Consider the following 26,173-nt stretch of genomic DNA (forward strand, 5'->3'; position numbering starts at 1 on the left):
TCGACTGCCCGATCACCTTCGCTCGGGTCCGTCGGTCACCTCGCCCGCGCCTGTTCGTTCTCGCTCAGGACGGGGCGGAGGCGCCCGCGGATCCCGGCGGCTGGTCCTGCGCGCGCGGCCGCAGGACGAAGTCCTGGTGGGCGACCGACCCGTCCCTGACGTACACCCGCTTGATCGACGGGATGCGGCGCGGCCCGCCGGCGACGACGTTGACGAAGCCCTCCGGCAGCCCGGTGATGCTGTAGCCGCCGTGCTCGTCGGTGCGCGTGCGCGTCAGCTGCCGTCCGTCGGTGGTGGTCACGGTGATCAGCACACCGTGCAGCGGCTGTTCCCCGGTGTCCCGGATGCGCCCGGTCAGCATCGGCTCGGACGCCCCGATGTAGTGCGTGGCCGCGCGCACCGGCATCGGATGCGGCATCTCGAATGTCGGGTCCTGCACCGCCTCTTCCAGGTCGGACGGGGTCAGCTCCTCGTCACCGCCGGAGCGTGCCACGCGCACCCGGTGCCGCTCCCAGAAGTAGCCGATGCAGATCAGTACGACACCGGCGACGATCCAGAGGCTCAGCGCCAGCAGCGGGCGGGACAGCTCGACGCCGTCGAAGTACATCTCGTTGCGCAGCGCGTCCACCAGGTTGCCCAGCGGCATGTACGGATGCAGCCAGCGGAAGAACGCCGGCACCATCTCGACCGGGATCGCCCCGCCGCTGGCCGGCATGGACAGCAGCACGAAGACGACGATGGCCACCCCGGGGAAGAACTGCCGGACGAATGGGACCAGTCCGTAGCAGGTCAGGGAGACGCCCAGGCTCAGCATGAACATGTACAGCAGGCAGATCGGCCGGTCCACGATGCAGTCCATCGCGAGCGCGATGTAGAAGGCGGCCGTGGCCATCACGGCGCCGGAGACGACGAAGGTGACGACCTTCTTCCAGCGGCTGAGGACGGTGGCCCGCAGCATCATCATCACCATGATGTACGACGGAATGGTGAGGCCCAGGCAGAGGTAGAAGAGGCTGGTGCCCATGGCGTCCTTGGGCGCGGTGGGCGCGAGCTCGACCTGCTTGAGGGGGGTGCCGCCGTGCTCGGCGATCGGCGTGAACACCTGCTGGAGCACGGCCTCGATCTCGAAGCCGCCCGCCTTGGCCGTGTAGAGCGCAGGGTGGGCGGGGTCGGGGAGGTACGCGCCGGCGACGTGGCGCTCCAGTACCGCGCTCCGGAGGGCGGCGTCGCCGCCCTGTACCGGACGCACCTCGAAGCCGCCCGGGACGGCGTGGTCGAGCGTCTGCTGCAGCTGGCCGGCGGCCGGCGCCGGCACGGCCACCCGGATGTCGTGCGGCGTGGGGTTGTGGAAGGCCAGCAGGTAGCAGAAGAGGAAGCCGAAGAAGAACAGCGCCGGGAACCAGAGGCTGCTGACGAGCACCTTGGCCGTGTGCGTCCACCGCGGGCGCGGTTCGCCGTCGGCCGGTGCCGCGGCCTCTTGCTGTGTTTCGGACATGCCGCCCTTCCCTGACCGTGCCCACGTCGCCGCCGCGGATTGCCGACCCTTCGCTGCTGTGGAATCTCCGCCGGGCCGGTCCGGCACACCCGTTTTGCTGCACTCGGCCCAGCGGATTGGTCCGCGCGGGGGCGGATCCGCGCGCGGACCCGGTCCGGCGCCGGGCGGGTGTCAGTGGTCCCGGGTCGGCGCGGTGAGGGCGGTGAGCGCCTCGCGGAGGTGGGTGAGCGACGCCTCGATCCACGGCAGCGACAGCGGGTCCGGCGACCGCAGGGCCGCCCAGCGCTCGTCGGCCGTATCGCCGTACAGCAGGCTCGTCGCCACCCGGGCCCGCAGCCCCTCCGGCGCGTCCCCGAACGCCGCACCCGCCAGCACCCCGACGCCGTGCTCCGCCAGCAGCGCTCCGGCGAGCTCCGCCCCGGTGGTGACGGACCGTCCGGCGAGCACCGGCCGCAGCGGCTCGAAGTCCGGGTACAGGTAGAACCCCGCCTCGGGCGCCCGGCAGTGTGCGCCGGCCGCGGTGAATTCCGCGTGCACGGCGCGCGCGACCGTGCCGTGCAGCCGCCGGGCCGCGTCGATGTACGCCCGCACCTCCGGCGGGTCCGCCAGGATGTGCGCGGCAGCGGCCTGCATGGGTGCGGCCAGGCTGGACCAGATCTCGCTGGCCACGCCGGTCAGGTCGCGCATCAGCCGCGCTCCCCAGGCGCCTGCCGGCACCCGCGCGAACCCGATCCGCCAGCCGCCCAGCGCCATGGACTTGCTGAGGCCGCTGGTGACGATCGTGCGCTCGGGCAGGTGGTGTACGGGGCTGGGCGCGCGCCGGGGCGCCACCGCACCGCCCGCGGCCGAGGGCGACTGCGGCACTTCCGCCGCGCTGTCCGAGGTCAGGTTCGCAGGCAGCACTTCCGTCGCATCGTGCGAGGCCAGGTTCGCAGGCAGCACTTCCGTCGCATCGTGCGAGGTCAGGTTCGCAGGCAGCACTTCCGTCGCATCGTGCGAGGCCAGGTGGTCCGCAGTCAGCGCCTCCGCCGCACCATCCGTGGCCGGGCTCGGATGCGGAACCTTCGCCACGCCATCCGCGGCCGGGCTCGGATGCAGCACCTCCGCGTAGATCTCGTCCGAGATCACCACCAGCCCGTGCCGCTCGGCGATCGCGCACACCGCGCGGACGTCCGCCTCGTGGGCGACCGTGCCGGTCGGGTTGTCCGGCACGGTCAGGATCAGTACGCCGGGCCGCGCGCCGTCCGCCCGCGCGGCGGCGAGCGCGTCCTCCAGCAGTGCGGGGTCGGGCACGCCGCCCGCCGCGGCCGGCACCGGTACGTCGACGACCCGCTTGCCGACCAGCGCGGCCTGCGCCGCGTAGCTGACCCAGGCGGGGCAGGGCAGGACCACGTCGCCGGGGAGCGCGGCGAGCAGCGCGAAGAGCAGCGCCTTGCTGCCGGGACCGAACAGCACCTGCTCGGGTCCGGTGGCCACGCCGCGGCGGGTGAACCATCCGGCCGCGGCCGCGCGCGCCGCCTCCTCGCCCACCACGGGGCCGTACGCGTTGCGGCCGGCGGCGGACGACAGTACCGCCGCGATGTCGTCGGGCACCGGCAGCCCGGCTTCGCCGAAGCCGAGGTGCAGGACCTTCTCGCCCGCGGCGCGGCGGGCCCGAATCGTCTCGTTGATGGCCAAGGTCGCCGAATGCATGGTCACGGCGGACCACTCTCCTCACGCGGATCGATCCGTAGGGTCGCGGGCCCGACCGTTGACGCAAGCCCGCTTGCGGACTCGACGATACATGCAAGGAAAATTGCATTCGATGGGTGGTCCGCCACCTGTCCGGCAGGCGGAAGAGCGCGCCGCCTATCCTCGCCAGGTGAGCACCAGCAGTCGCAGTCAGCGCATCCGGCACTCCGTCCGCTCCTGCCTGGTCGTACCGGAAAAGCACCGGACGACGGCACCGGCCGGCACCGGCCGGTCCCTGCTCCGGTCACCGGTCGTCGCGGACGTGGTGGTCACGGCGGTCGCCCTGGCCCTCTCCGTGTGGAACAGCGTCAAGAACCCGTTCCTCGGGCCCGCTTCCCCCTGGGTCAACCTGCTGCTCGCCGCCGCGAGCGCGCTGCCCCTGCTGGTGCGGCGCCGGGTGCCCGAGGTCGCGCTGGCGGTCGCGCTCGTCGCGAAGGTGCTGCGGTTCTCGCCCTTCGTCCTTCCCTTCACGTTCTACGCGGAAGGCGCCTACCGGGGACCGCACAGCCGCCGTACGGTCTGGGTGACGGCCGTGGTGGGGCTGGTGGTGGTGCTCCCCTGGGACGCGGAGTCCTGGACACACCCGCGGATACTGCTCGGCTCGGTGCTGGTCAACTTCGTCCTCATGGTCCTCGTGCCGCTGCTCCTCGGCCTGTACATGGGAGAGCGGCGGGCCGTCGTGGCCGGACTGGTGGAGCGCGCCGAGCGCGCCGAACGGGAGCAGCGGCTCCTCGCGGAGGCCGCACGGGCCGAGGAGCGGCAGCGGATCGCCGGCGAGATGCACGACGTGGTCTCGCACCAGGTGAGCCTCATCGTGGTGCACGCCAACGCGCTGGCCACCGTGGCCCACGACCCCAAGGTGACGGCCGAGGCCGCGCAGATCATTCAGACGGCCGGCCGGCAGGCCCTCACCGAACTGCGCGAGATGCTGGGCCTTCTCAAGAGCGGCCCCGGCCCCGAACCCGCGGCGACGGACGGGGACGACACCGCCGCCCCCGCCGACGCGCACAACGCCGCCGTCGACCGCATCGCCGCGCTGGCCGACAGCTCGCGCGCCGCCGGCCTGCCCGTCACGCTGCACAGCGAAGGCACGCCCCGACCGCTCGCCGAGCAGGTCGAACGGGCCGCCTACCGCGTCGTGCAGGAAGCGCTGACCAACGTGCACAAGCACGCGCCCGGCGCGGCCACGGACATCCGCGTCGGCTACGGGCCGAGCACGCTGAACGTAGGCGTCACCAATGGGCCGGCGGGCCGCCCGGCGGACGCGTCCCCGGACGGCACGGGCCCCTTGCTGCCCAGCGGCGGCCACGGCCTGATCGGCCTGGCGGAGCGGGTGCGGCTGGCCGGTGGTGACATCACGTCAGGTCCCCGGGCCGACGGCGGCTTCGAGGTCCGCGCCACGCTCCCCGCCCCACCGCGCACCACCGGCTGACCGCTGATACCAGGTCCGTCGGAGACGAGGTGGCCGAACGACGTAGCTGAACGAGGGGGCCGGACGACGTGGCCTAACGACGTGGCCGAACGGCCTAGCCGCCGGTGACGCGGAAGGAGCGGGTGGTGAAGTCCAGGCCGCCCGGGGACGAGGTGATCTCGTACCCGAACTGCACGTCGCCGATGGTCTCGTCGCCCCACCAGCCCCGCTGCTGGATCCACCGCAGCACCGGCAGGAGGTCGACCGTACCGGCCGAGGAGTCGGAGGTGCGCAGGAACGAGTACACCTGGTTCGCCCCGTTGTCGCCCTTGTAGACCTTCCAGGTGGCGCCGCCGAGGGTGACGGTCGCCTGCTCGGTGCCGAGGGGGCCGACGGCGCCGGTGTGGTTGACCCAGAGCATCACCTCGTGGTCGTAGTCGCTGTCCCAGATGTCGAACGTGGTGCTGTACGCGCCGGACGCCGGCACGCTCACGTCGTACGAGCTGGTCAGCGAGGTGAGGGCGCTGAGCGGCTTGTTGATGACCTTCTTCGCGTTGGGGTAGGACTTCACGCCGGAGGTGGCCGGGTGGTCGGCCGTCACCTCCCACTCCGACGCGGACTCGGCCCGGATCGTCTGGGAACCGGCGCCCGATCCCCAGACGTTGTTGTAGAGCGTGTAACCGTCGGGGGTGGTGTACGAGCCGAACGGCTCCGAGGAGGACCAGGTGGCGGCCTGCGCCGGGGCCGCCGCGAAGCCGAGCAGGGCGGTGAAGGCGGCGGCGAGGGCCAGCGGGAGCCGGGTGCCGGGGCGCGGGCTGTGGTGTGTCATGGGAAGTCCCTTCCGGTGCTGTGGGGGAGTCGCGGTGCGGGAAGTCGCGCTGTACCGCGATACACCCGTTGGTCGCCGCTCGCCGCGGGGAGGTTGCCGCCGCTCCGGGATCAGTCGTCCAGCGGCGCCGACAGTTCCGCCGTGCCGGCGGCGGCTGTCAGGAGGGTGCCGGTGTCGGCGAGGAGCACCCGCCAGGGGCCCGGCGCCCCGGTGGCCTCGACGAGGACGCGCGCGCCGTCCCTGCGGGTGCGGAACACCGCGTCGGGCGCACCGCCCGGGGCCGGGACCCTGGTGGTCACGCGCTCCCCGTCGCGCAGCCGGTGCACGCGCAGGGTCACGTCGTGCCGCCAGTCGCTGACGGCGGTGTCGGACGCGCTGCCGAAGGGGATGACGGAGCCGGGGCGCACCAGCAGCGGCAGGCTGTCGAAGCCGTACCGCTCGCGCCGCCAGCTCGGCCCCTGGACCCGCTCGCCGGAGAGCAGGTGGGTCCACTCCCCGTCCGGCACGTAGTACTCCACGGAGCCGTCGGCGCTGAGGACGGGCGCCACCAGCAGGTCGTCGCCGAGCATGTACTGCCGGTCCAGGGTGTGGCAGGCCGGGTCGTCGGGGAACTCCAGCAGCATCGCGCGCATGACCGGCGTGCCGTGCTCCGCCGCCTGCCGGGCGGCGTGGAAGAGGTACGGCATCAGCCGGTGCTTGAGCCGGGTGAAGTCGCGGGTGACGGCGACGGCCTCCGCGTCGTAGTCCCACGGCACGCGGTACGAGGTGCTGCCGTGCAGCCGGCTGTGCGAGGACAGCAGGCCGAACTGCACCCAGCGCTTGAAGACCTCTGGGCTCGGCGTGCCCTCGAAGCCGCCGATGTCATGGCTCCAGAAGCCGAAGCCGGACAGGCCGAGCGAGAGTCCGCCGCGCAGCGACTCGGCCATCGCGCCGAAGGTGGATTCGCAGTCGCCGCCCCAGTGGACGGGGAACTGCTGGCCGCCGGCGGTCGCGGAGCGCGCGAAGACCACGGCCTCGTCCGCGCCGCGCTCGGCTGCGAGCGTCTCGAAGACCGTGCGGTTGTAGAGGTGGGTGTAGTAGTTGTGCATCCGCGCCGGGTCGGACCCGTCGTGCCACACCACGTCGGTGGGGATGCGCTCCCCGAAGTCGGTCTTGAAGCAGTCGACGCCCTGCCCGAGCAGCCCGCGCAGTTTGCCCGCGTACCACTCGCGGGCCCCGGGATGGGTGAAGTCGACCAGACCCATGCCCGCCTGCCACATGTCCCACTGCCAGACGCTGCCGTCGGGCCTGCGCACGAGATACCCGAGCCGGGCGGCCTCGTCGAAGAGGGGGGACTTCTGCGCGATGTAGGGGTTGATCCAGACGCAGATCTTCAGTCCGTGCTCCTCCTTCAGCCGCCGCAGCATGCCCTCCGGGTCCGGGAAGACCTCCGGGTCCCAGGTGAAGTCGCACCACTGGTACGCGCGCATCCAGAAGCAGTCGAAGTGGAAGACGCCGAGCGGGATGTCGCGCTCGGCCATGCCGCGCACGAAGCGCGTGACGGTCTCCTCGTCGTAGTCGGTGGTGAAGGACGTGGACAGCCACAGCCCGAACGACCAGGCGGGCGGCAGCGCGGGACGGCCGGTCAGCGCGGTGTAGCGGTCCAGGATCTCCTTCGGCGTCGGGCCGTGGACGACGTAGTACTCCAGGCTCTGGCCCTCGACGCTGAACTGGACCTGGCCGACCGCCTCCGACCCCACCTCGTAGGAGACGTGCCCCGGGTGGTTGACGAAGACGCCGTAGCCGCGGTTGGTGAGGTGGAACGGGACGTTCTTGTACGCCTGCTCGCTGGCGGTGCCGCCGTCCGCCTGCCAGACGTCCACCCGCTGCCCGTTGCGGGTGAACGGCGTGAAGCGCTCGCCCAGCCCGTACACCAGCTCGCCGACGCCGAGGGAGAGCTGCGCGAGGGAGTGGTGGGCGCCGTCGGGCGTGGTGGCGAATCCGGTGCCGCGCGCCCCGACAGAGGTGAGGGTGCGGCCGTCCGCGGTGAAGTCCAGCCGGTACGGGGCGGCGGCGTCCACCCGCAACGACAGCGCGCCGCTGGACAGTTCCAGGACGCCGCCGTCGTGGTGGACCTTTCCGGCCGAGGCGGCGTCCCGGTCCGCGTGCAGTGCGAAGTGCGGGCCGCGGTCGGCCGCGCCGGCGTGGTGGGTGGCACGGACGCCGATCACGCCCTCGGCGGGGGAGAAGCACTCCACGGTCAGCAGCGGAGCGTTGAGCGTGTCGCCGCGGTGCCGGACGTGGCGGACGGCGGCGTAGAGGGTGAAGCGGTCGTCCGCGACCCGGGTGTCGGTGATCTCGGTGGCGTACGACGCGTCGACGCCGTCCCGCATCAGCCAGTAGCCGTCGGTGAACTTCATCCGGTGAACTGCCTTCCTGGTGGGAGCGGTGGCGGTGGCCGGCGACCACCGCTACTTGACGGAGCCGCCGGCGATGCCCGCCGCGATGTACTTCTGGGCGACGACCAGCAGGACCGCCGCGGGCACCGCGGACAGCACGGCGGTGGCCATGACCGCGCCCCAGTCGCTGACGTGGGCGCCGACGAACTGGTAGATGCCGAGCGTGACCGGCTTGACGTCGTCGGTGGTGTTGAGGGTGAGCGCGAACATGAAGTCCGACCAGGCGAAGAGGAAGGTGAACAGCCCGGCCGTGATGAGCGCGTTGCGGCTCATCGGGAGCACGATGCGGACGAACGCGGTGAAGCGGTTCGCACCGTCCACCAGCGCCGCCTCGATCACCTCACCGGGGAGGGACACCATGAAGGCGCGCAGCAGCACGATGGAGAACGGCAGCCCCAGCGAGGCGTCGGCCAGGATCAGCCCGAGGTAGGAGTTGACCAGACCCAGCTCGGCGTAGGCGCTGTAGAGGGCGTTCGCGATGACGATGCCCGGCACCATTTGCGTGATGAGCGTGGTGAAGACGACGGCGCGGCCGCCGCGCAGCGCGGACTGCGCCAGCCCGTACGCGGCGGGCGCCGCCAGCGCGAGGCAGACGGCCACGGCACCGAGCGCGACGGCCAGGCTGGTGAGCATCGAACGGCCCTGGCTCGACAGCGCCAGCCGGAAGCTCTCCAGGCCGGGAGCGCTCGGGAACCAGTCGACCGCGATGCCCGAAGCGGGCTGGAGCGCGGTGTTCAGCATCCAGTAGACGGGGAAGAGCAGCACGGCGAGGATCAGCAGCGCGGCGGCGGTGTTCCAGGCGCCGCGCAGCCGGCGAGCAGGTGTCGGGAGCATGTCGGGATCACTTCCCCTTGCCGAAGTCGGCGCGGTTCGCGCGCAGGTACAGCACGGCGAAGACCGCGCTGACCAGGATGAGGACGGTGCCGACGACGGCCCCCTGGCCGAAGTCGAGGCGCAGGAAGGACAGCTGGTAGGTCACGGTGCCCAGGGTCTGGGTGGCGTCGGCGGGGCCGCCCGCGGTGAGGGCCAGGATCAGGTCGAGGATCTTGACCGTGGACATGAAGCCGAGGACGAGGACGACGGTGATCACCGGCCGCAGCATCGGCAGGGTGATGGAGCGGAACGCCCGCCAGGGGCGCGCCCCGTCCAGCGCGGCCGCCTCGTACAGCTCGCGCGGTATCTCCTGGAGGCCGCCGTAGAGGATGACCATGTTGAACGGAATGCCGATCCAGATGTTGACCAGGACGGCGGACAACAGCGCCACGCTCGGGCTGCTCAGCCACGGCACCCCGCCGTCCGACAGGCCGAGGCCTCGGAGGAAGGTGTTGAGGACGCCGTGCTCCTGGTCGAGGATGCGCCGCCACACCACGGCGGACACCACCATGGGCACCAGCCACGGCAGCAGCAGGACGGCCCGGATCGGCCCGGCGAGCCGGAAGCGCCGCGAGAAGAAGACGGCCAGCGCGAGACCGATGGTGAACTGGCCGAGCAACGACCCGGCCGTGAACAGCGCCGTGTGCCACAACGCGTCGGTGAAGAGCGGGTCGGCGAGCACGGCCCGCCAGTTGTCGAGGCCGTTGAAGGGGGCCTCGCCGGTGAAGTAGGTGGTGGGCGTGTAGTGCTGGAAGCTCATCAGCAGGTTGCGGACCAGCGGATAGCCGAAGAAGGCCGCCATGTAGACGAGCGCGGGGGCGATGAAGAGCCAGCGCAGGAGCGCGGGGCGCCGGGTGAGGTGGTTCATGGCCGGTGTCTCACTTCCCCGTCGAAGCCTGCTGCTGGGCGCGGCGCAGGGCCGCCTCCGGGCTGCTCCGGCCGGTCAGTACGGACTGGAAGGCGCCCGCGAGCGCGTCCCCGACGGCCGGCCACCGGGTGCCGACCCGGGCGGTGCGGGAGCGGGCGGTGGCGACCAGCTCGGTGAACGGCGCGAGCTTCGGGCTCTGCTCCGCGTACGACCTGGCAGCAGTGGTACGGGTCGGCACGTTGTTGGTCGCCTTGCCCCAGGCGAGCTGGTTCCGCGGTGTGTTGAGGCAGTCGAGGATCTTCGCGGCGTTCTTCTCGCGCTCCGGGGTGTCGCTCTTCGGTACCGTCATCACGGTGCCGCCGATGGGCGCCACCGCGGTGCCGCCCGCCTCGGGTACGGGAATCGTGGCGACGGCCCACCTGGTCTTCTTCTGCGCGTCGAGCACCGGCACCTGCCACGGCCCGTTGATCATCATGGCGGCGCGGCCGGCGACGAACTGGTCGTTGACGTCCTGCTGGTTCCAGTTGACGACGGCCTTGGAGACGGACCGGTCCGCCACCAGCTGCTTCCACAGGCCCAGCGCCTTCGCGCCGCCACCGTCGCCGAGCCGCGCCTCGTCACCGCCCGAGGACCAGAAGAACGGCAGGAACTGGTAGACCCCGTCGGCGTCCGGAGTGGCGCTGAAGGCCAGGCCGTAGGTGCCGTCCCGGGTGAGCTCGCGTGCCGCCGTGCGCAGCTCGGCCCAGGTGCGGGGCGGCTCGACACCGGCCTTCGCCAGCAGGTCGGGGTTGTAGTACAGCGCCAGCGAATTGGCCGAGCGCGCCACGCCGTACCGGGTGCCCTGGTACGAGCCGAGGGAGACGGCGCTGCGGGAGAAGCCGGAGGTGTCCACGCCGAGGTCGTCCAGCGGCCGCAGCCCGCCGGTCAGCGCGAACTGCGGCAGCTCGGAGCCGTCCAGTTCCAGGATGTCGGGCAGGGAATGGGAAGAGGCCATCCGCAGCGCCTTGGAGGACACCTGGTCGGCGGGGACGCTGAGTTGTTCCACGCGCAGGCCCAGCGGCCGGGCGCAGCGGTCGAAGAACTTCTGGTTCTTGGTGTGTTCGGCGGTGTCGGTGGCCGAGTTGAGCACGGTGACCGTGCCGGGGTCCGGCGCCGAGGCGCACCCGGTGAGACCGAGTGCGACCGCTGCGCCCGCCGTGACCGCGGCGAGCACGGGTCTTGCTGTGCGGGAGGGCATGGGTCGGGTTCTCCGTTCGGCGGCTCTGAGGGGTACGGCGGCGGCGTGCGGCCAGTGACGGTGCGTCAGCGCAGCGAGAAGGTGCTCAGCCGCATCGCGCCCGAGAAGACCAGGTAGACGTCGTGCCGGCCGTGGGCACCGCGCAGCCGGGTGGTGACGGTGCGGTACGTGTACCGGTCGCCCGTGCCGGGGACGGGCAGCGTCCCCACGACCGGCCCGTCCGGGGAGTCGAGCCGTACCCGTACGGTCCCGCTGCCGCTGTCCGCGTTCGCGAGGCGTGCGCTGAACGTCCGTACCCGCGCGCCCAGTTCGGCGTCGCGGAAGACGATCCAGGCACCGTCCCCGGTGGCGCCGACCGCGTCCCCGCGCGCCTTGCTCTCGTCGACGATGCGCACCCCTCGGTAGTCGTCGAAGTCGGCGGCGCGGGTGGTCCTGGCCAGGTCCCGGGGCGGGATGGTCTCGCCGTCGACGCGGAGGGCCGCACGTCCCCGGATGTCCCGCGACGACGCGCCCACCAACACGTCGTGGACGCTGCTCTCCACGACCCAGCGGCCCCGTGTGACGTCCCAGTGGGCCAGGTCCGCGGCGTGCAGCGGCAGCCGGACGGTGGTGCTCCGCCCCGCTTTCACGTGCACGCGGGCGAAGCCGCGGAGCTGCCTCAGCGGCTGTTTGTCGCGTGAGGTCCGCTGGTGGGTGTAGAGCTGGACGACCTCGTCGCCGTCCCGCTCGCCGGTGTTGGTCACCCGCACGGAGACGGTGACCGTGCCGTCGGCGTCCACGGTGCGCGCCGACAGCTCGGGCCGGCCGTAGCGGAAGGTGGTGTAGGACAGGCCGTGCCCGAAGGGCAGCAGCGGGTCGCCCCGGAAGTAGAGGTAGGTGCGGTCCGAGCCGATGATGTCGTAGTCCAGCGGGTCCGGCAGGTCGTCCGCGGAGCGGTACCAGGTCTGGGTGAGCCGCCCGGCCGGGTTGTGGTCGCCGAACAGCACGGCCGCCACGGCGTGCCCGGTCTCCTGGCCCGCGTGCGTGGTCCACACGATCGCCGGCACGTGCCGCTGCTCCCAGGTGGCCGTCACCGGATAGCTGGTCTCCAGCACGACGACGGTACGGGGATTCGCCGCGCGCACCGCCTTGACCAGCGCCGACTGTCCCGCGGCCAGTGCCAGGTCCGTACGGTCGTGGTCCTCGCGGCCGTTGATGAACGGCATGCTGCCGACCACCACGACCGCGGCGTCCGCGCCGCGTACCGCCTCGACCGCGTGGTCGATCCCGTCGCGCACGACCTCCACCTCGTACCGGGCGGCGTCCTCCCGGGTGGCCAGCCGCAGCGTGCCGTCCTCGCCGGTGCTGAGGTACTTCTTGTCGCCGAACCAGTCGGCCGCGGTCTCGTACCCGGCGTAGCGGATGAGCCGCGTGCCGGTGCCGTCGTCCGCCTCCTCCAGGACGAACTGCTGCTGTACGTACCAGCCGTTGGGCTGTGCCTGGTCGTTGCGGAAGGCCGTCCCGTCGTAGCCGACGTACTTGCCGTTGGCCACGCTGCGCAGGGTCACCACGCCCTGGCCCCAGTCGAAGACGTCGAACCGTGCGGTGTCGCCCGCGCTGCCGCCCCGCTCCGCGAGCACGGCCCCGCTCTCGCCACTGCCCGCGGTGAGGTGGGCGCCCGTCGCCGTGTTGCGGAACGCCACCCGGTCCACGCCTTCGCTGGTGGTGACCGTACCGGCGGAGCCGAGTCGCGCTCCGACGCCCTGGAGCGGGGTGATCCCGTAGGGGAGGGTTCCCGAGTACCAGTCGGTGTAGAGGGTGTCGGCCAGCGGGCCGACCACGGCGACCTTCTTGACGGTCCGCGCGTCCAGCGGCAGCGTCGCACCGTCGTTCTTCAGCAGGACCACCGCCTCGCAGGCGGTCTCGCGGGCCAGTGCGCGGTGTGCCGGACTGTCGATGGCCGATCTGTCGATCTTCGCGTAGGGGCCGCCGTCGGGGTCGAACTCGCCGAGCCGGAAACGGATGCCGAGCAGGTGCCGTACCGCCGTGTCGAGGTCGGCCTCGTCGATCAGCCCCTTCGCCAGGGCCGTACCGATCGCCTCGACGGTCTTCGCGGGGTCCGCGTTGTCGGCGGTGAAGCCGTCGATGCCGGCTCTGAGTGCGGCGGCGTCGCCTTCGGCGCGGGTGGCGTAGTAGTCCTGGTTGCCGGGGAGCAGGTTGTTGGGGGCATCCGCGTCCGTGACGTTGTAGAGGTCCTGCTCCGCCCACTCGCGCACGGTGTCGTTCAGGTGCGGGTTCACCGTCGCGGGGCGGCCGTTGACCAGGTTGTACGCGGACATCACCCCGGTCACGGCATCGGCGGTGAGGGCCGGACGGAAGGCCGCCTCGTCGTACTCCTTCAGGACGCGGGGGCGCAGGACCGAGTCGGAGGTGGTCCGGCGGGTTTCGGTGTTGTTCGCCAGGTAGTGCTTGATCGTGGGTGCCGTCTTGAGGTGGCGGGTGTCGTCGCCCTGGAGGCCCTTTCCGTAGGCGGTGGACACCACGCCGGTCAGGTACGGGTCCTCGCTGTACCCCTCCTCGTTGCGGCCCCAGCGCGGGTCGCGCAGCAGGTTCACCACCGGTGCCCACAGGTTCAGGCCCCAGCCCTCCGGACGCTCGTGCTGGAAGCCGCGCGCCTCGTCGCCCACGGCCGCGCCCACGCGTCTGATCAGGTCGGGGTTCCAGGTGGTGGCCAGGCCGACGGCCTGCGGGAAGACGGTGGCCGGGCCGAGCCAGGCGACGCCGTGCAGCGCCTCGGTGCCGGTGCGGAACGGCCGTATGCCGAGCCGTGGGACGGCCGGCTGGTACTGGTGCAGGAGCGAGATCTTCTCGTCCCGCGTCAGTCGGCCGAGCAGGTCGTCGATGCGTCGCCCGAGGGGCAGTCGGGGATCGCGGAAGGGGTGACCGGAGCTCGCGGCGGCCCGCGGGCGCGCCGCCGCGGAGCCGGCTCCCGCCACGTTCAGGCCGGCGGCCAGGGGAGCGGCGGCCAGGCCGAGGGCGAGCACGTCACGTCGGGAGGGACCCTGGGGCTTCACTGGACTCCTTCGAGTCGAAGCGCTTCGATGAACGGTGCACGGTGCGTGGTGCGTCATGCGTGGTGCCGGCGCCGGTGAGAGTGGGGCCGGCCGGCCGCGGTCGGTCGCCGTCAGGTGGTGGGCGTACGAGGCGCGGTGCTCGCCCGCTCGGTCAGCCGCGGCGGCAGCAGCGTCGCGTCGGGCACCTCCCGGCCGGCCAGCTTGGCCATCAGCAGCTCGACGGACCGCTCGCCCACCTCGGCGGCGGGGATGGCGACGGAGGTGAGCGGGACCGCGGCGCCCTCGGCCTGCTCGTCCGGGCACAGCGCGACCACCGACAGATCCGCCGGCACCCGCAGGCCGGCACCGTGGAACGCCTCCAGCAGCGGGCCGAGCGCCGGCTCGTTGTGCACCACGACGCCCGTGAGGTCCGGGTGTTCACGCAGCAGCCGGTCCACGGTCTCCCGCGCGGCCTGCGGGCCGGGCGCGCACGGCAGCACGGCCGAGCGCATGCCGTACCGGCGGGCCGCTGCCGTGAAGCCCGCCGCCGTCCGCCGGGCGAACCCGGTGTCGCGCACGTACACCTCCGGCGGTGAGCCGAGCAACGCCACACTGCGGTGCCCGAGCCGCGCCAGATGCGCCACACACTCCTCGCCGGTCGCCGTGAAGTCCAGATCGATGCAGGTCAGCCCGTGCGCCTCGGCGGGGAACCCGATGAGGACCGAGGGCAGCCCCAGGGAGCGGAGGAGCGGCACCCGGGCGTCGTTCAGCTGGACGTCCATCACGACCAGCGCGTCCACCAACGCACTGTCCGCCACCCGCCGCAGCCCGTCGTCGCCCTCCTCCTGCGTCAGCAGCAGCACGTCGTGGTCGTGCGTCCGGGCCGTGGTGACCACCGCCGCCGCGAACTGCATCTGCACCGGTACATGGACCCCGCTGCGCAACGGCATCACCAGCGCCACCACGTTGGACCGGCTGCTGGCCAGTGCCCGCGCCCCGGCGTGCGGCCGGTACCCGAGCTCACGGATGCTCTCCTCGACCCGGTGCCGGGTCGCGGCCGAGATGGACCGCTTGCCGCTGAGCACGTACGACACCGTGCTCGGTGACACGCCGGCGCGCCGCGCCACATCCGTGATCTTGACCATCGCGCTCTCCTCGGCACCGCGCCCGAACCGGCGAATCGAATCGTTTCGACAGCGGGCGTCGAAGCGATTCGCCGGAACAGTAGGGAGGGGGTGGGGGAGTGTCAATGGTGTGAACGCCGGGTTTCCTGAGGCGCTTTCACCGCCCCAGGGCACGGCCCGCGTCGTGCGCGGAGCCGCGCCACCACCCCGTACCCGATGGTCGCCGAGACCAGGCCGACGGCCCAGGCCAGGTCCGTGCCGCCCAGCGCACGGGCGACCGGGCCGGTGTAGGCGGAGGTGTGCATGAAGGGCACCTGGAGCGCGAAGCTCGCGGCGTACACCAGGAGCGCGGACGCCTGATAGCGGCCGTAGATCCCGCCCGCAGGGGCGAAGAAGGAGGCCACGTCGTACGCGCCGCGCCGGACCAGGTAGAAGTCGACGAGGTTGATGGCGGTCCAGGGGATCAGGACGTACTGCAGGACCGAGAGGAAGTCGGTGTAGGAGGCCAGGAAGGTGTCCTGGAAGGCCAGCGCCATGGTCAGGCTCACGGCCAGCGGTGCTGCGATCAGGAGGGCCCGGGCGGCCCGGCCGGGCAGCCAGCGGTGCCGGAACGTCTGCACCGCGGTCACCAGGCAGAGCGCCGTGCCGTAGAGGTTCATCGAGTTGATGTGCACGACGACGGCGGCGAAACCGAAGAGCACGACGGCGGACGGAGCGGGGCCGAGCACCGCGGCCAGCCCGCTGATCGTGTCGTCCGCGACGGCCAGGCCCATGACCACGCCGAGCAGCATCGGCAGCGCGCTGCCCAGCACGCAGCCCCAGTAGGTGCACCACAGCGTGGCACGGCGCCCGGCCGCGTCCGACGGCATGTAGCGGGTGTAGTCCGACACGTAGGGCGCGTACGCGATCTGCAGGAGTACGCCGGTTGCGGCCATGCCCACGAAGCCCGCGAGGGTGCAGGCATCCTGCGCGGCGGCTCGTCGGAGCACGTCCGGTGTGGTGAGGACGCGTACGGCGCAGAGCGCCAGCAGGAGCAGCGCGAGCACCGTCGCCCAACGGCCGACCCGGTGGATGAGGTCGTACCCGACCGTGGCGACGACCAGCCCGGCGACGGCGCACACCACCAACCAGGCCGGGACGGACAGCGCGGGCACGACCCGGTGGAGCGCCTGCCCGGCGATGACCAGGTTGGAGGCGAACCAGCCCGCGTACATGAAGACGACCAGCACGGTGACCAACAGCGCGCCGTGGCTGCCGAACTGGCCCCTGCTCTGGATGAGTTGGGGCACGCCGAGCTTCGGTCCCTGGGCCGCGTGCAGCGCCATGAGGAAGCCGCCGGCGAGGTTGCCCAGCAGGACGGCGGCGAGGCCGGGCCACAGACCGAGGCCGAAGACGACCGGCGCGAGGGTGCCGGAGACGAGGGTGAGGGGGCTGATGTTCGCGGCGAACCAGAGGGCGAACAGGTCGCGCGGCCGGCCGCGCCGTTCGTCCTCCGGTACCGCTTCGATGGTGCGGCCTTCGACGAACCGGGCGGGTGTGGGGGGACGTCGGTGCATCGTGGACCTCTCGATGAGGACGCCGGGCGGACGGAACCGGGAGCGGCCCGCCGCCCGGATCAGGGAAGGGAGCCCGCGGGGGCCGTGGTCCCGGTCGCGCCGGTCTGCCCGGACCGCAGCAGGTCCCAGGCGCGCAGGGCGGCGCCGATGCGGCCCGCGCGTTCCCCGAGCACCGCACGCACGATGTCGGGCAGCACCTGGAAGGCGACCCGGCGCTCCAGGTGCCGCCGCAACGGCACCAGCAGCTGATCGCCCGCCTGGCCGACGCCGCCGCCCAGGACCAGCACCCCGGGATCGAAGAGCGTCACCGCCGCCAGCAGCCCCTCGGCCAGCGCGTCCGCCGCCTCGTCCCACACCCGCGCCGCGGCCGGATCGCCCGCAGCCGCCCGGCGCGCCACCTCCTCCGCGGTCACCCCGGGTCCCGCGCCGTCGTTCGCCGCACCGCGCGCGGCGGCGTACCGCCGGGCGAGCGCGGCGCCGCCCGCGAGCGTGTCCAGGCAGCCGCGCTGCCCGCATCCGCAGGGCTCGCCACCGGGCCGCAGCACCAGATGGCCCAGCTCCGCCGAGCGCCAGTGGCTGCCGGGGAACGGCAGGCCGTCGAGCAGGAGGGCGCCGCCGACGCCGGTGCCGACCGGGACGAAGAGCACGACGGGGTGGCCCCGGCCCGCGCCGAGCCGGGCCTCGGCGACGCCGCCGGAGCGCACGTCGTGGCCGAGGGCGACGGGCAGGCCGAGCCGGGCTGCGGCCAGCCGCCGCAGCGGCACGTCCCGCCACTTGACGACCGAGGAGAACACCACCGTGCCGGCGTCCTCGTCGACCAGCCCGCAGGAGGCGATGCCCACGGCCCGCACCGTGCTGCCACCGGCTCGGGACTCGGCCACGGCCCGCTCGGCGTGGTCCAGTACGGCCGCGAGCACGGCATCCGGGCCGTCGGCCGGGCAGGTGGCGGAGCGGCGCTCGCCGGTGACCGCGCCGTCCGGGGCGACCAGCGCCGACTTGATGACCGTGCCGCCGACGTCCAGCCCGAGCACCCGGTCGGCCGCCGCCGGCGCCTGCTCCTCGGTACGGTTCACGGCGCCTCCAGATCAAGTGACAGTTTGTCACCATTCAACGGGATGAGTGCCTTCCGGTCCCTTACCCCGCTTGCGGGGTGCGCCACCGTACGAGGTGCCGGAGCAGGTGGTCGTACTGCCGGGTTCCCGCGTCGACGGCCAGGTGGGCGCCGCGCAGCACCTGGCAGATCTCGGCGGGCGACAGCCGGGGGCGCTGGGCGCGCAGGCCTTCGGCGAGCTCCTGGCTGTGACGTGGGTCGATACGGGTGTGCGCGGTGAAGTAGAGGCGGGTGTCCTCGTCGTGCAGGCCCACCCGGTCCATGCCCTCCAGGAGCTGGGTGAAGTGCGGTTCGACCCAGCTCTCGAAGACGAAGAAGCAGCCGTACGCCGCCTGGGTGCGGGACGGGCGGGTGAGCAGCGCCGTGAACAGGTTGGAGGTGATCTTCGCGAACCACGGGTGCGCGCTGCGGTACCGGGCCAGCTCCTCCCAGCCGGCGGCCGAGCCGAGCTGGCGGCGCAGCCAGTAGGTGTGGAAGTTCTCCAGCCGGCCGCGGCCGCACTCGTCCCACAGGTTCGCGGCGGCGACCGCCTTCTGGCGGCCCTGGAGCCCGACCACCAGCAGCGCGACCTCGTCGTCCACGACCTCGTTGCGGATCAGTTCGCAGCGTACGAAGTACTCGATCTGCGGGCGGGTGGCCTCCGTGGCGAGATAGCGGAAGAGCGGGTGGGAGACGCCGCTGTTGTCGGCGGCCAGCTCGTCCAGGTAGTCGGCGGCCGCCTCCTGGCTGTCCGGCTCGGGCACCGGCGCCGGCGTGGCCCACACGTCGATCAGCTCGCGCTCCAGCCGGGTCCGCGCGGCGAACAGGGCGATCTCCAGGTCGTCGTCGCGGGTCATGGTGGCCGGCCCGTCGCGGTAGCCGAGGGACCGGGAGCAGAGCGTGGCCAGGTGTTCGTGCAGGAACCTGCCGTGCGCCTCGGGGTCGCCGCGGAGCCGGGCCAGCAGCTCCGCCTGCGTGTCGGACGGCGCCGACAGGAAGCGGGCCAGCTCGGGGGCGAGACCCTGGAACGGCCGGACGGGCGGCCAGTACATGTCCTGCAGCGGTGGGGCGTTCATCGAGGACCTCCGTGTACGGTGCCGGCCGGGCCGTCCGCGGGGCCTCGGGCGCGGCGCGGCGTACGGGGCAGCAGCCCGTCCGCGACGCGCAGCGCGTTGGCGGCGATGGTCAGGCCGGGGTTGACGGCCGCCGACGACGGGAACCACGAGCTGTCGGCGACCCACAGGTTGGCCAGGTCGTGCGCCTTGCACCCCGGGTCGACGACGCTGGTGGCCGGGTCGGCGCCGGCGACCGCGGTGCCGCACTGGTGCGAGGTGACGTCGATGCCCATGCGCCGCGCCGACACCAGTGGATATCCGGCGCGGCGCATCGTCCGGGCGGTCCTGCGCACCAGTTCGCGGTGCGGGGCGAGGTTCACCGGGCGCCAGGCGAGGCGGATCGCACCGCTCGGCCCGACCGTGACGCGGTTGCCGGGAGCGGGCAAATCCTCGCTGGTCAGGTAGAGGTCGACGCTGTGCCGGGTGAGGAACTCCAGCGCCGGTCCGGGCAGCCGGGGGTGCAGCCCGCGGGCGGTGCCGGCTCGCAGCTTGCCGAGGGTCTGGACGTTGCCCAGCGGGCCGTGCGCGCCGTTCGCCAGGTACCAGTCGTTCAGGCCCAGGGTCTTCTGGAAGACCGTCCCGTTCGGGCGGCGGGGATCGGCGGCGACGAGGAAGGTGCTGTTGTGCACCATGTAGTTGCGGCCGACCTGGCCCGAGGAGTTCGCCAGCCCCTCGGGCCGCCCGGTACGCGAACGCAACAGCAGCGCCGCGGTGTTCACGGCGCCGCAGGCCAGTACGTACCGGTCCGCGCGGATGCGCAGCTCCGTGCCGTCGCGGCGGGCGGCGGCGACGGTCACCCGGCGCGCCGGCGGATCGGTCAGCAGCCCGGTCACGGTGGTCCGGGTCAGCAGGGACACGTTCCCCGAGGCCAGCGCGGGCCGCAGCGCGCACCTGTCCGCGTCGCTCTTGGCCCCCAGCAGGCAGGGGAAGCCGTCGCAGGTGGCGCAGCGCACGCAGGCCCCGCCCGGCCGCAGGTCGATGCCGGTGGGCAGGTCGAAGGGGGCCAGTCCCTGGGCGCGCAGCGCGTCGGCCAGCTCGGCGACGGCCGGTTCGTGTGGCACCGCGGGGTACGGGAAGGCGGCGGACCGCCAGGGGTCGGTGGGGTCCTGTCCTGCCGTGCCGTGCACCCGGTAGAGCCGCTCGGCCGCCGCGTAGTACGGCTCCAGCTCGGCGTAGGGGAACGGCCAGGCCGGGGAGGTGCCCTCGGCGTGTTCCACCGGTCCGAAGTCGGCCTCCCGGAAGCGCGGCAGCGTCGCGCCGAAGACCTTGGTGTTGCCGCCGACCCAGTAGTGCACGTTCGGCTGGAAGCGCCGCCCGGTGGCGGCGTCGTACCACTGCTCGGCGTTGCGGTAGCGCCGCTCGGTGAAGACGGCGTGCGGCGACCAGTTCGCCGCCTCCCGGGGCAGGAAGTCACCGCGCTCGACGACGAGGACGCGGGCGCCGGAGTCACGCAGCGCGTACGCCAGGGTCGCCCCGCCCATGCCGGCCCCGATGACCGCGATGTCGCAGTCCACTTCGGGCCCGGTGGGGCGCAGCAGTCCCGGCGGTTCCGGTGGGTGTGGGGTGGTCATCGCTGCCTCCTGGGCGGAGCGGTGAGGTACCGGGCGGCGATCTCGTGCGCGAAGGCCATGATCGTGCCCTGCGGGCTGACGCCGGTCGGGCCCGGCAGCACCGCGGCATCGCACACCCGCAGGTTGCGGAAGCCGTACGGGCGGCCGTCCGGGTCGCACACCCCGCCGCGCTCGGCCGGCCCCATCGGGCAGGACGCCATGGCGTGCACCGAGACCAGGTCCCAGGTGCGCGGATCGGTGCGCCGCGCGAACTCCTCCGCCGACCGCACCGAGTTCAGCAGCCCGGGAGCCGGCGGGTACAGCTCCACCGCGCCGGCCCGGAACAGCAGCCGCGCGGCCCGCACCAGCGCGAACCGCAGCAGGTCCACGTCGTGCGGCGCGAGCCGGTGGCGCAGCACGGTGCCGGCACCGGGCAGCCGGCCGACGCGTATCCGGCCCGTCATCCGCACCTGCACGGTGAAGACCGCCGTGCGCGCGTAGTCGGCCAGCAGGGCGTCGACCACGGCGGGGCCCTGGCGCGCGAGCGCCGCCGCCAGCGAACCGGGCGTGAGGTTGGCGGCCATGACGTGCACGCCCAGCCCGCTGAACTCGCCCACCTGCGCGGTGAAGATGGTCCCCCGCTCGGCGTGCAACGCGGAGCCGAAGCGGGCCGGCAGCCGCAGGTTCACGTGGAAGGCCGTGGCGCGGCCCGCCGCCTTCCGGTGGATGCCGCTGCGTTGAAGCAGTGCGGCGCTGCCGACGGCTCCGGCGGCCAGGAAGACCGTACGCGGCCGGTACCGCACCGGCGCGCCGTCCGGCCCCACGGCCCGTACGGTGTGCACCGTGCCGTCGTCGTGGTCCAGCCGTACGGCGCGTACGTCCGGTTCGATGCGTGCGCCGTACCGCTCCGCCTCGGGCAGATAGGTCGTCGCCATGGTCCGCTTGGCGCCGGACGGGCAGCCGGTGGGGCAGCGGTTGCGGTGCGCGCAGCCCGGTGCCGCGCGCCGGGCGAGCGTCCAGCGCCAGCCCAGCACCTCGGCGGCCGCGGCCAGCAGCCGGGAGTCCTCGTTGCCCGCGCCGTGCCGCTGCGCGTCCACCGCCAGCCGCCGGGAGATCTCGCCGAGGTGGCCGGCGAGGTGGCGCAGCCGGTAGCCGTCGGTGCCGAGGCCGTCCGCCCACCGGTCCAGCAGCCCGGCCGGCGGCTCCCACAGCAGCCCGCCGTTGACCACGGTGGTGCCGCCCACGCAGCGGCCCTCGCCGTAGGGGATGACGGGGCTGCCGAAGACGGGGGTGAGCCCCGCGTTGCGGTAGAGCCGGCGCAGGTTCTCGGCCGGCGTCGCGGCGGCGAGTTCGGCGGGGGACACCCGCGGACCCTCCTCCAGCACGCGGGGGTGGCGGCCCGCCCGGGCCAGCTCCAGGGCGGCGACGGCCCCGCCGGCGCCGGAGCCGATGACCAGCGCGTCGCACTCGACCGTGCGGGCTTCGGGCGCGTTCATGTCGGGGCTCCTGTCGGGACGGAGGGCGGCGCCGGCGGACGTGGGGCCGGGCCGGAGGCCAGGCGGTCCGGGCCGCCGTCCAGCCCGCCGTACAGGGCCAGCGCCTCGGCCGACCTGAGCAGCAGCGCGCACCCCGGAAGCCGGGCCAGCCGTTGGCTGCCGTGCGCCAGCGCATCGGGCCGGGACCGGGCCACGCGCACCCCGGCGACCAGCAGGAACGCGAGCGGCATCAGACGCAGCGCGAGCAGGACCGCGATCCGGTACGGGCGCGGCTGGACCCGCAGGCTGCCCGCCACGTGGGCGGCGGCGCGCGCCAGCACCTCGGGGTCCCGCAGTACCGGGTGGCGCGCGGCCCACAGCGTGGGCAGCCCGGCTGCCGCCAGCGCCCGCTCCAGCGCGTCGGGCCTCACCGCCGGACCGCCCGGTCCTTGGCGAACGCCGCAAGCAGTCGCGGCGCGCCCCGCTCCAGCACGGCGTCCAGCGCCGCCAGGAACACCTCGACCTCCTTGTCACCGGCCACCAGCGGCGGCGAGACGATCAGTGGCAGGCCGTGGTTGGAGCCGTAGTACGTCAGCACGTCGTGGTCCCGGTACAGCGCGGCGATCACGGCCGCGGTGAGCAGCTTCAGCCGCAGCCGCGGGTCGCTGGCGAAGGAGCCGGGCAGCAGCCGCAGCACCCGGTCCAGCGCCGGATGGCCGGCCCGCAGGAACACGCCGTGCAGCGCGCCCCGCCCGGCCGTGCCCGCGACCAGCTCGGGGTGGCGGGCCGCGATCCCGGCCAGGCCGGCGGCCAGCCGCTCGCCGATCCGCACCGCGCGCCCCGGATAGTCGTCCTCGACCGCGATGGCCACCGCCTCCAGGGCCGTGACGGTCTCCTCCCCGAAGCCGTAGTAGGTGGTGCTGTGCAAGGTGGCGTCGGTGAGGTTGTCGTACGCGGCCCGGAACAGCGGCTCGCGCGCGACGTAGCCGGAGATGGACGCCTTGCCGCCGCCGAAGGACTTGGACGTGGTGAGCACGTCGGGCACCAGCCCGGGGTGGCGCATGAAGTGGAACAGCGTCCCCGTCCTGCCCCAGCCGGTGTAGACCTCGTCGAGGACGAGCACGATGTCCCGTTCGGTGCACAGTCGCCGCACCTCGCGCAGGAACTCCTCGGAGCACTCGCGCAGCCCCGAGGCGCTGAACGGCTCCAGCACCACGGCGTACACATCGCTGCTGCCGTCCCCGGCGGTGTGGCGCTCCAGCGCGAGGACGAAGGAGGCCAGGTCGTCGTAGGCGAAGGCGTCGGTGCCGGGCAGGGCGGGGTAGGGGAACGTCACCTCCGGGGAGGCGGTGAGGCTGCCGGCGCCGAGCAGCTTGCCGTGGAAGGAGATGTCGGAGTGGAGCACCGTGCCGCGCCGGCCGCGGTGGTACTTGTACGCCAGCTTCAGCGCGCCCTCGACGGCCTCGGCGCCGGAGTTGGGGAAGTAGCCGATGGTCAGGTCGCCGGGCAGCAGCTGCGCGAGGTTGTGGGCGAGCGCGGCGACATAGGGCGAGAGGAAGTTCTTGTGCACCTCCATGGCCTGGCGTTCGGCGAAACGGCGGCGGGCCGCGAGGATCCGCGGATGGTTGTGGCCGTGGTTCAGTACGCCGATGCCGCCGGTGAAGTCCAGGATCCGCCGTCCGTCGCGCAGGGTGATCCAGCACCCCTCGGCGTGCTCGGCCAGGTCGTGCCCGAAGCCGAAGGAGCCGAGCAGCGACACCTGGCTGCGGCTGACGTAACGGCGGTACAGGCCATGCACCTGACGTGGCGTCATGTGCAGGCAGTCCTCGGCGGTGAAGAGGTCAGTCATCTGCCGCTCCCGTGGTGAGCAGGGCGGGGTGCGCGGGCCGGGCCGCCGCCCGCACGCGGTCGGCGATCAGCCGGCCGGCCCGCTGCCCGCCCCGGAGGGCGTAGTTGGTGCCCCGGTCCTCGGGGAACACCTGGGCCATGCCGGCCAGGTAGAGGCCCGGTACGGGGGACTCGGTGGCGGGGACGGTCCGCGAGTGGTGCCGGGTGATCACCGGCTGGGCGTACTCGGCGCGCCACACGTGGTACCGGCGCACCCACTCCTCGCGGAACGCGGGGAACATCCGGCGCAGGTGGAGCAGGCTGTAGCGGTAGACCTGGTCGTCCGGCATCCGGTACAGCCCGGCGTCGGCCGGCAGGTACTTCGACAGGTAGACCACGTGCCGGCCCCCGTAGTGGTGTGCCGGGTCGAGGTTGGTGTGCTCGATGACGCCGACGTAGGGGAAGCCGGGGTCGGTGACGTTGAGCCAGTAGGTGTCCGACAGCGGCCGGTCGTTCTCCAGCACCAGGCAGATGTTGGCCAGGTACGGCACGGCCGCGAGCTGCCGCCGCAGGCCCGGCACGGCCGGGTGCGCCGCCGCCTGCCCCGCGAGGAAGTCCGCGGCGGGGCCGGGCGCGGTGGTCACCAGCACCCGCCGGGCGGCGTGCAGGGTGCCGCCCGCCCGTACGCCGGTCACCCCCCGCGGCCCGACCAGCACGTCCGTGACCGGGCAGGACGTGCGGATGCGCACGCCCAGCCGGGCCAGTTCCGGCAGCCACGCGGCGAGCAGCGCGCCGCAGCCGCCGCGCAGGTAGTACAGCACCTCGCGTCCGGTGCGGCTGCGGCTGCCGCCGCGCAGGTGCAGCTTGGTCCACATCCAGGTGGCGCCGACCTCCGGCGCGTACTCCCCGAACTTCCCCGCCAGCAGCGGCCGCCAGACCCGGTCGTACACCCGCCGCCCGGCCAGCCCCACCAGCCACTCCTCGGCCGTCAGCCCCTCCAGCTCCCGCCAGTGCCGCACCCGCCCGGCCCGCAGCACCGATCGGCCGAGCCGGAACCGGTCGGTGAGGGGCAGCGGCGCGAACCGCGCCACGTCCAGCGGCGTGGACAGCCGGTGGACGGCGCCCGCGTGGTAGAAGCCGGTTCGGCCCGGGTGCCGCTCGACGAGGTGGCCGCAGCCCAGCTCGGCGCAGAGCCGGAAGATGTCCGTGTCGGAGGCGAACCAGTGGTGGTAGAAGCGCTCCAGCTGCCGCCCGCCGACCGGGAAGGTGCCGGCGAGGCCGCCCACCCGGTCGTCCGCCTCCAGGACCAGGCAGCGCAGCCCCGCCCGGCCCAGCTCGTGCGCCGCCGCGAGCCCGGTGAACCCGGCGCCCACCACGACGACGTCCCACTCGCGCCCGTCCGGGGTGCTCATCGCGCCGCCCTGGTCCGCGCCACCGGCAGCGGCAGCACCGCCTCGCCGGCCGCTTCCGCCGGGGCCGCCGGCTCGTCCGGCTGCGGCGGGTGCCGTTCCAGGAGGACGTACGGCGGGCGGCCGCGCAGTTCGCGGTGGACCAGCCGCAGGTACTCGCCCAGCAGCCCCAGCAGCACCGCCTCGCAGCCGAACGTCCAGGCCGCCAGCGGCAGCCGGTGGCGGCGCACCGCCGCGGTCATGGCCGCGCCGCCCAGCCAGGCGACGCCGACCACGGCCGGCATCCGGGCGGGCGCGGGGGAGCAGGACACCAGCCCGCGGCGGGACAGCTCGGCCATCTTCCGCAGCGAGTACTTCGACCGGCCGGCCGGGCGCGGCAGCCGCTCGTACCCCACGCTGACCTCGGGGAAGCCCGCCCAGCACACCGACCCGCGCAGGTACGGCTCGGCCTCGGGCAGTTCGGTGAGCAGCCGGACGACGGCCCGGTCCAGCAGCCGGAAGTCGCCGGTGTCCAGCGCCACCGGCTGGTCCGCGAGCGCGGCCAGCAGCCGGTAGTAGACGTGCGCGGTGACCACCTTGAAGCGGCTCTCCCCGGCGCGCGAGGTCCGCCGCGCCGACACCACCGACCAGCCGGCGCGCCACCGCTCGACCAGCTCGGGGATCAGCTCGGGCGGGTCCTGGAGGTCGGCGTCCATGGTGATCACCGCGTCCCCGGTGGCCGCCCGCAGTCCGGCCAGTATCGCCTGCTGGTGGCCGAAGTTCCGGGTCAGCCGGACGAGTCGGACCGCGGGGTCGCCGCCGCTGAGGGAGGTCAGGGTGCGCCAGGTGCCGTCCCGGCTGCCGTCGTCGACGTAGACCACCTCGTGCGCGCAGTCCGGGAGGGCGCCCAGCACGGTGGTGAGCCGGCGGTGGGTGCGCTCCAGTACCGCCTCCTCGTCGAAGCACGGCACCACCACGCTGATCAGCGGCGGCCGGCCGGTGGCCGGGCCGGCGGCGCCGGACGCGCCGGCGGGGACCGGGCCTTGCGGTGCCGCCGGGAACGGGATCGAGGGCATGTCGTCTCCTCACCGTCGAGCGGGGCGCCGGCCGGTGCGGTGCCGGGCCGGCGCCCGG

General features: G+C 73.5%; 19 protein-coding genes. 1 reads left to right on the forward strand and 18 read right to left on the reverse strand.

Features of this window, described 5'->3' with window-relative positions; all coding sequences use genetic code 11:
* Positions 1-64: 64 nt before the first annotated feature.
* Both IF20_RS07055 and IF20_RS39855 read right to left on the reverse strand, forming a co-directional pair.
* Positions 65-1,495, reverse strand: coding sequence for a carboxypeptidase regulatory-like domain-containing protein (locus IF20_RS07055; protein ID WP_110943909.1), 1,431 nt, complete (start codon positions 1,493-1,495; stop codon positions 65-67).
* A 171-nt stretch (positions 1,496-1,666) separates the two neighbouring features.
* Positions 1,667-3,193: a pyridoxal phosphate-dependent aminotransferase gene (locus tag IF20_RS39855; RefSeq protein ID WP_234426549.1), complete on the reverse strand. Its 1,527-nt coding sequence runs from the start codon at positions 3,191-3,193 to the stop codon at positions 1,667-1,669.
* Between the two features lie 163 nt (positions 3,194-3,356).
* On the opposite strand from IF20_RS39855, the gene IF20_RS07065 reads away from it, so the two are divergent.
* Complete coding sequence (locus IF20_RS07065; RefSeq protein WP_234426550.1) at positions 3,357-4,658, forward strand: sensor histidine kinase; 1,302 nt, start codon at positions 3,357-3,359, stop codon at positions 4,656-4,658.
* A 94-nt stretch (positions 4,659-4,752) separates the two neighbouring features.
* Here IF20_RS07065 and IF20_RS07070 read toward each other — a convergent pair whose 3' ends face one another.
* From IF20_RS07070 to IF20_RS07145, 16 genes are all read right to left on the reverse strand, one after another.
* Complete coding sequence (locus IF20_RS07070) at positions 4,753-5,466, reverse strand: GH12 family glycosyl hydrolase domain-containing protein (protein WP_052864143.1); 714 nt, start codon at positions 5,464-5,466, stop codon at positions 4,753-4,755.
* Between the two features lie 110 nt (positions 5,467-5,576).
* Positions 5,577-7,865, reverse strand: coding sequence for an alpha-xylosidase (gene yicI, locus IF20_RS07075; protein WP_052864144.1), 2,289 nt, complete (start codon positions 7,863-7,865; stop codon positions 5,577-5,579).
* Positions 7,866-7,916: 51 nt separating this feature from the next.
* Positions 7,917-8,738: a carbohydrate ABC transporter permease gene (locus IF20_RS07080; protein ID WP_052864145.1), complete on the reverse strand. Its 822-nt coding sequence runs from the start codon at positions 8,736-8,738 to the stop codon at positions 7,917-7,919.
* Positions 8,739-8,745: 7 nt separating this feature from the next.
* Complete coding sequence (locus tag IF20_RS07085; RefSeq protein ID WP_052864146.1) at positions 8,746-9,645, reverse strand: carbohydrate ABC transporter permease; 900 nt, start codon at positions 9,643-9,645, stop codon at positions 8,746-8,748.
* A 10-nt stretch (positions 9,646-9,655) separates the two neighbouring features.
* On the reverse strand, positions 9,656-10,882 hold the full coding sequence (locus IF20_RS07090; protein WP_052864147.1) for a sugar ABC transporter substrate-binding protein: 1,227 nt from the start codon (positions 10,880-10,882) through the stop codon (positions 9,656-9,658).
* A gap of 65 nt (positions 10,883-10,947) precedes the next feature.
* On the reverse strand, positions 10,948-13,935 hold the full coding sequence (locus IF20_RS07095) for a glycoside hydrolase family 3 protein (protein WP_052864148.1): 2,988 nt from the start codon (positions 13,933-13,935) through the stop codon (positions 10,948-10,950).
* 110 nt (positions 13,936-14,045) lie between these two features.
* Positions 14,046-15,059 (reverse strand): LacI family DNA-binding transcriptional regulator, encoded by a 1,014-nt coding sequence (locus tag IF20_RS07100; protein ID WP_052864149.1) that lies wholly within the window; start codon positions 15,057-15,059, stop codon positions 14,046-14,048.
* 101 nt (positions 15,060-15,160) lie between these two features.
* Entirely contained in the window at positions 15,161-16,594 is a 1,434-nt protein-coding gene (locus IF20_RS07105) for a purine-cytosine permease family protein (RefSeq protein WP_052864150.1), read from the reverse strand.
* A 59-nt stretch (positions 16,595-16,653) separates the two neighbouring features.
* Positions 16,654-17,667, reverse strand: a complete 1,014-nt coding sequence (locus tag IF20_RS07110; RefSeq protein ID WP_052864151.1) for an ROK family protein — start codon at positions 17,665-17,667, stop codon at positions 16,654-16,656.
* Positions 17,668-17,728: 61 nt separating this feature from the next.
* A complete protein-coding gene (locus IF20_RS07115) occupies positions 17,729-18,760 on the reverse strand; it encodes an iron-containing redox enzyme family protein (protein WP_110943912.1) in 1,032 nt (343 codons plus the stop codon).
* The gene (locus tag IF20_RS07120; RefSeq protein ID WP_110943913.1) at positions 18,757-20,370 is read right to left on the reverse strand and encodes an FAD-dependent oxidoreductase; all 1,614 of its coding nucleotides are present in this window, start codon (positions 20,368-20,370) and stop codon (positions 18,757-18,759) included. Before IF20_RS07120 ends, IF20_RS07115 begins: the two co-directional genes overlap by 4 nt.
* Positions 20,367-21,845, reverse strand: a complete 1,479-nt coding sequence (locus IF20_RS07125; protein WP_052864152.1) for a GMC family oxidoreductase — start codon at positions 21,843-21,845, stop codon at positions 20,367-20,369. Before IF20_RS07125 ends, IF20_RS07120 begins: the two co-directional genes overlap by 4 nt.
* The gene (locus IF20_RS07130; protein ID WP_052864153.1) at positions 21,842-22,255 is read right to left on the reverse strand and encodes a hypothetical protein; all 414 of its coding nucleotides are present in this window, start codon (positions 22,253-22,255) and stop codon (positions 21,842-21,844) included. Before IF20_RS07130 ends, IF20_RS07125 begins: the two co-directional genes overlap by 4 nt.
* The gene (locus IF20_RS07135; RefSeq protein WP_052864154.1) at positions 22,252-23,673 is read right to left on the reverse strand and encodes an aspartate aminotransferase family protein; all 1,422 of its coding nucleotides are present in this window, start codon (positions 23,671-23,673) and stop codon (positions 22,252-22,254) included. The genes IF20_RS07130 and IF20_RS07135 overlap by 4 nt, the downstream gene beginning before the upstream one ends.
* Positions 23,666-25,063: an NAD(P)/FAD-dependent oxidoreductase gene (locus tag IF20_RS07140; RefSeq protein ID WP_052864155.1), complete on the reverse strand. Its 1,398-nt coding sequence runs from the start codon at positions 25,061-25,063 to the stop codon at positions 23,666-23,668. Before IF20_RS07140 ends, IF20_RS07135 begins: the two co-directional genes overlap by 8 nt.
* The gene (locus tag IF20_RS07145) at positions 25,060-26,115 is read right to left on the reverse strand and encodes a glycosyltransferase family 2 protein (protein WP_052864156.1); all 1,056 of its coding nucleotides are present in this window, start codon (positions 26,113-26,115) and stop codon (positions 25,060-25,062) included. Before IF20_RS07145 ends, IF20_RS07140 begins: the two co-directional genes overlap by 4 nt.
* Positions 26,116-26,173 lie beyond the last annotated feature (58 nt).

Origin of the sequence: Streptomyces niger, from assembly GCF_000718305.1 — a bacterium.
GTDB classification, from domain to species: domain Bacteria; phylum Actinomycetota; class Actinomycetes; order Streptomycetales; family Streptomycetaceae; genus Streptomyces; species Streptomyces niger.

What these genes read in the sequence shown, in the direction of transcription:
- IF20_RS07055 (WP_110943909.1), bottom strand. Translation starts at nt 1,495, where the DNA reads ATGTCCGAAACACAGCAAGAGGCCGCGGCACCGGCCGACGGCGAACCG.
- IF20_RS07070 (WP_052864143.1), bottom strand. Translation starts at nt 5,466, where the DNA reads ATGACACACCACAGCCCGCGCCCCGGCACCCGGCTCCCGCTGGCCCTC.
- yicI (WP_052864144.1), bottom strand. Translation starts at nt 7,865, where the DNA reads ATGAAGTTCACCGACGGCTACTGGCTGATGCGGGACGGCGTCGACGCG.
- IF20_RS07080 (WP_052864145.1), bottom strand. Translation starts at nt 8,738, where the DNA reads ATGCTCCCGACACCTGCTCGCCGGCTGCGCGGCGCCTGGAACACCGCC.
- IF20_RS07085 (WP_052864146.1), bottom strand. Translation starts at nt 9,645, where the DNA reads ATGAACCACCTCACCCGGCGCCCCGCGCTCCTGCGCTGGCTCTTCATC.
- IF20_RS07090 (WP_052864147.1), bottom strand. Translation starts at nt 10,882, where the DNA reads ATGCCCTCCCGCACAGCAAGACCCGTGCTCGCCGCGGTCACGGCGGGC.
- IF20_RS07100 (WP_052864149.1), bottom strand. Translation starts at nt 15,059, where the DNA reads ATGGTCAAGATCACGGATGTGGCGCGGCGCGCCGGCGTGTCACCGAGC.
- IF20_RS07105 (WP_052864150.1), bottom strand. Translation starts at nt 16,594, where the DNA reads ATGCACCGACGTCCCCCCACACCCGCCCGGTTCGTCGAAGGCCGCACC.
- IF20_RS07115 (WP_110943912.1), bottom strand. Translation starts at nt 18,760, where the DNA reads ATGAACGCCCCACCGCTGCAGGACATGTACTGGCCGCCCGTCCGGCCG.
- IF20_RS07120 (WP_110943913.1), bottom strand. Translation starts at nt 20,370, where the DNA reads ATGACCACCCCACACCCACCGGAACCGCCGGGACTGCTGCGCCCCACC.
- IF20_RS07125 (WP_052864152.1), bottom strand. Translation starts at nt 21,845, where the DNA reads ATGAACGCGCCCGAAGCCCGCACGGTCGAGTGCGACGCGCTGGTCATC.
- IF20_RS07135 (WP_052864154.1), bottom strand. Translation starts at nt 23,673, where the DNA reads ATGACTGACCTCTTCACCGCCGAGGACTGCCTGCACATGACGCCACGT.
- IF20_RS07140 (WP_052864155.1), bottom strand. Translation starts at nt 25,063, where the DNA reads ATGAGCACCCCGGACGGGCGCGAGTGGGACGTCGTCGTGGTGGGCGCC.
- IF20_RS07145 (WP_052864156.1), bottom strand. Translation starts at nt 26,115, where the DNA reads ATGCCCTCGATCCCGTTCCCGGCGGCACCGCAAGGCCCGGTCCCCGCC.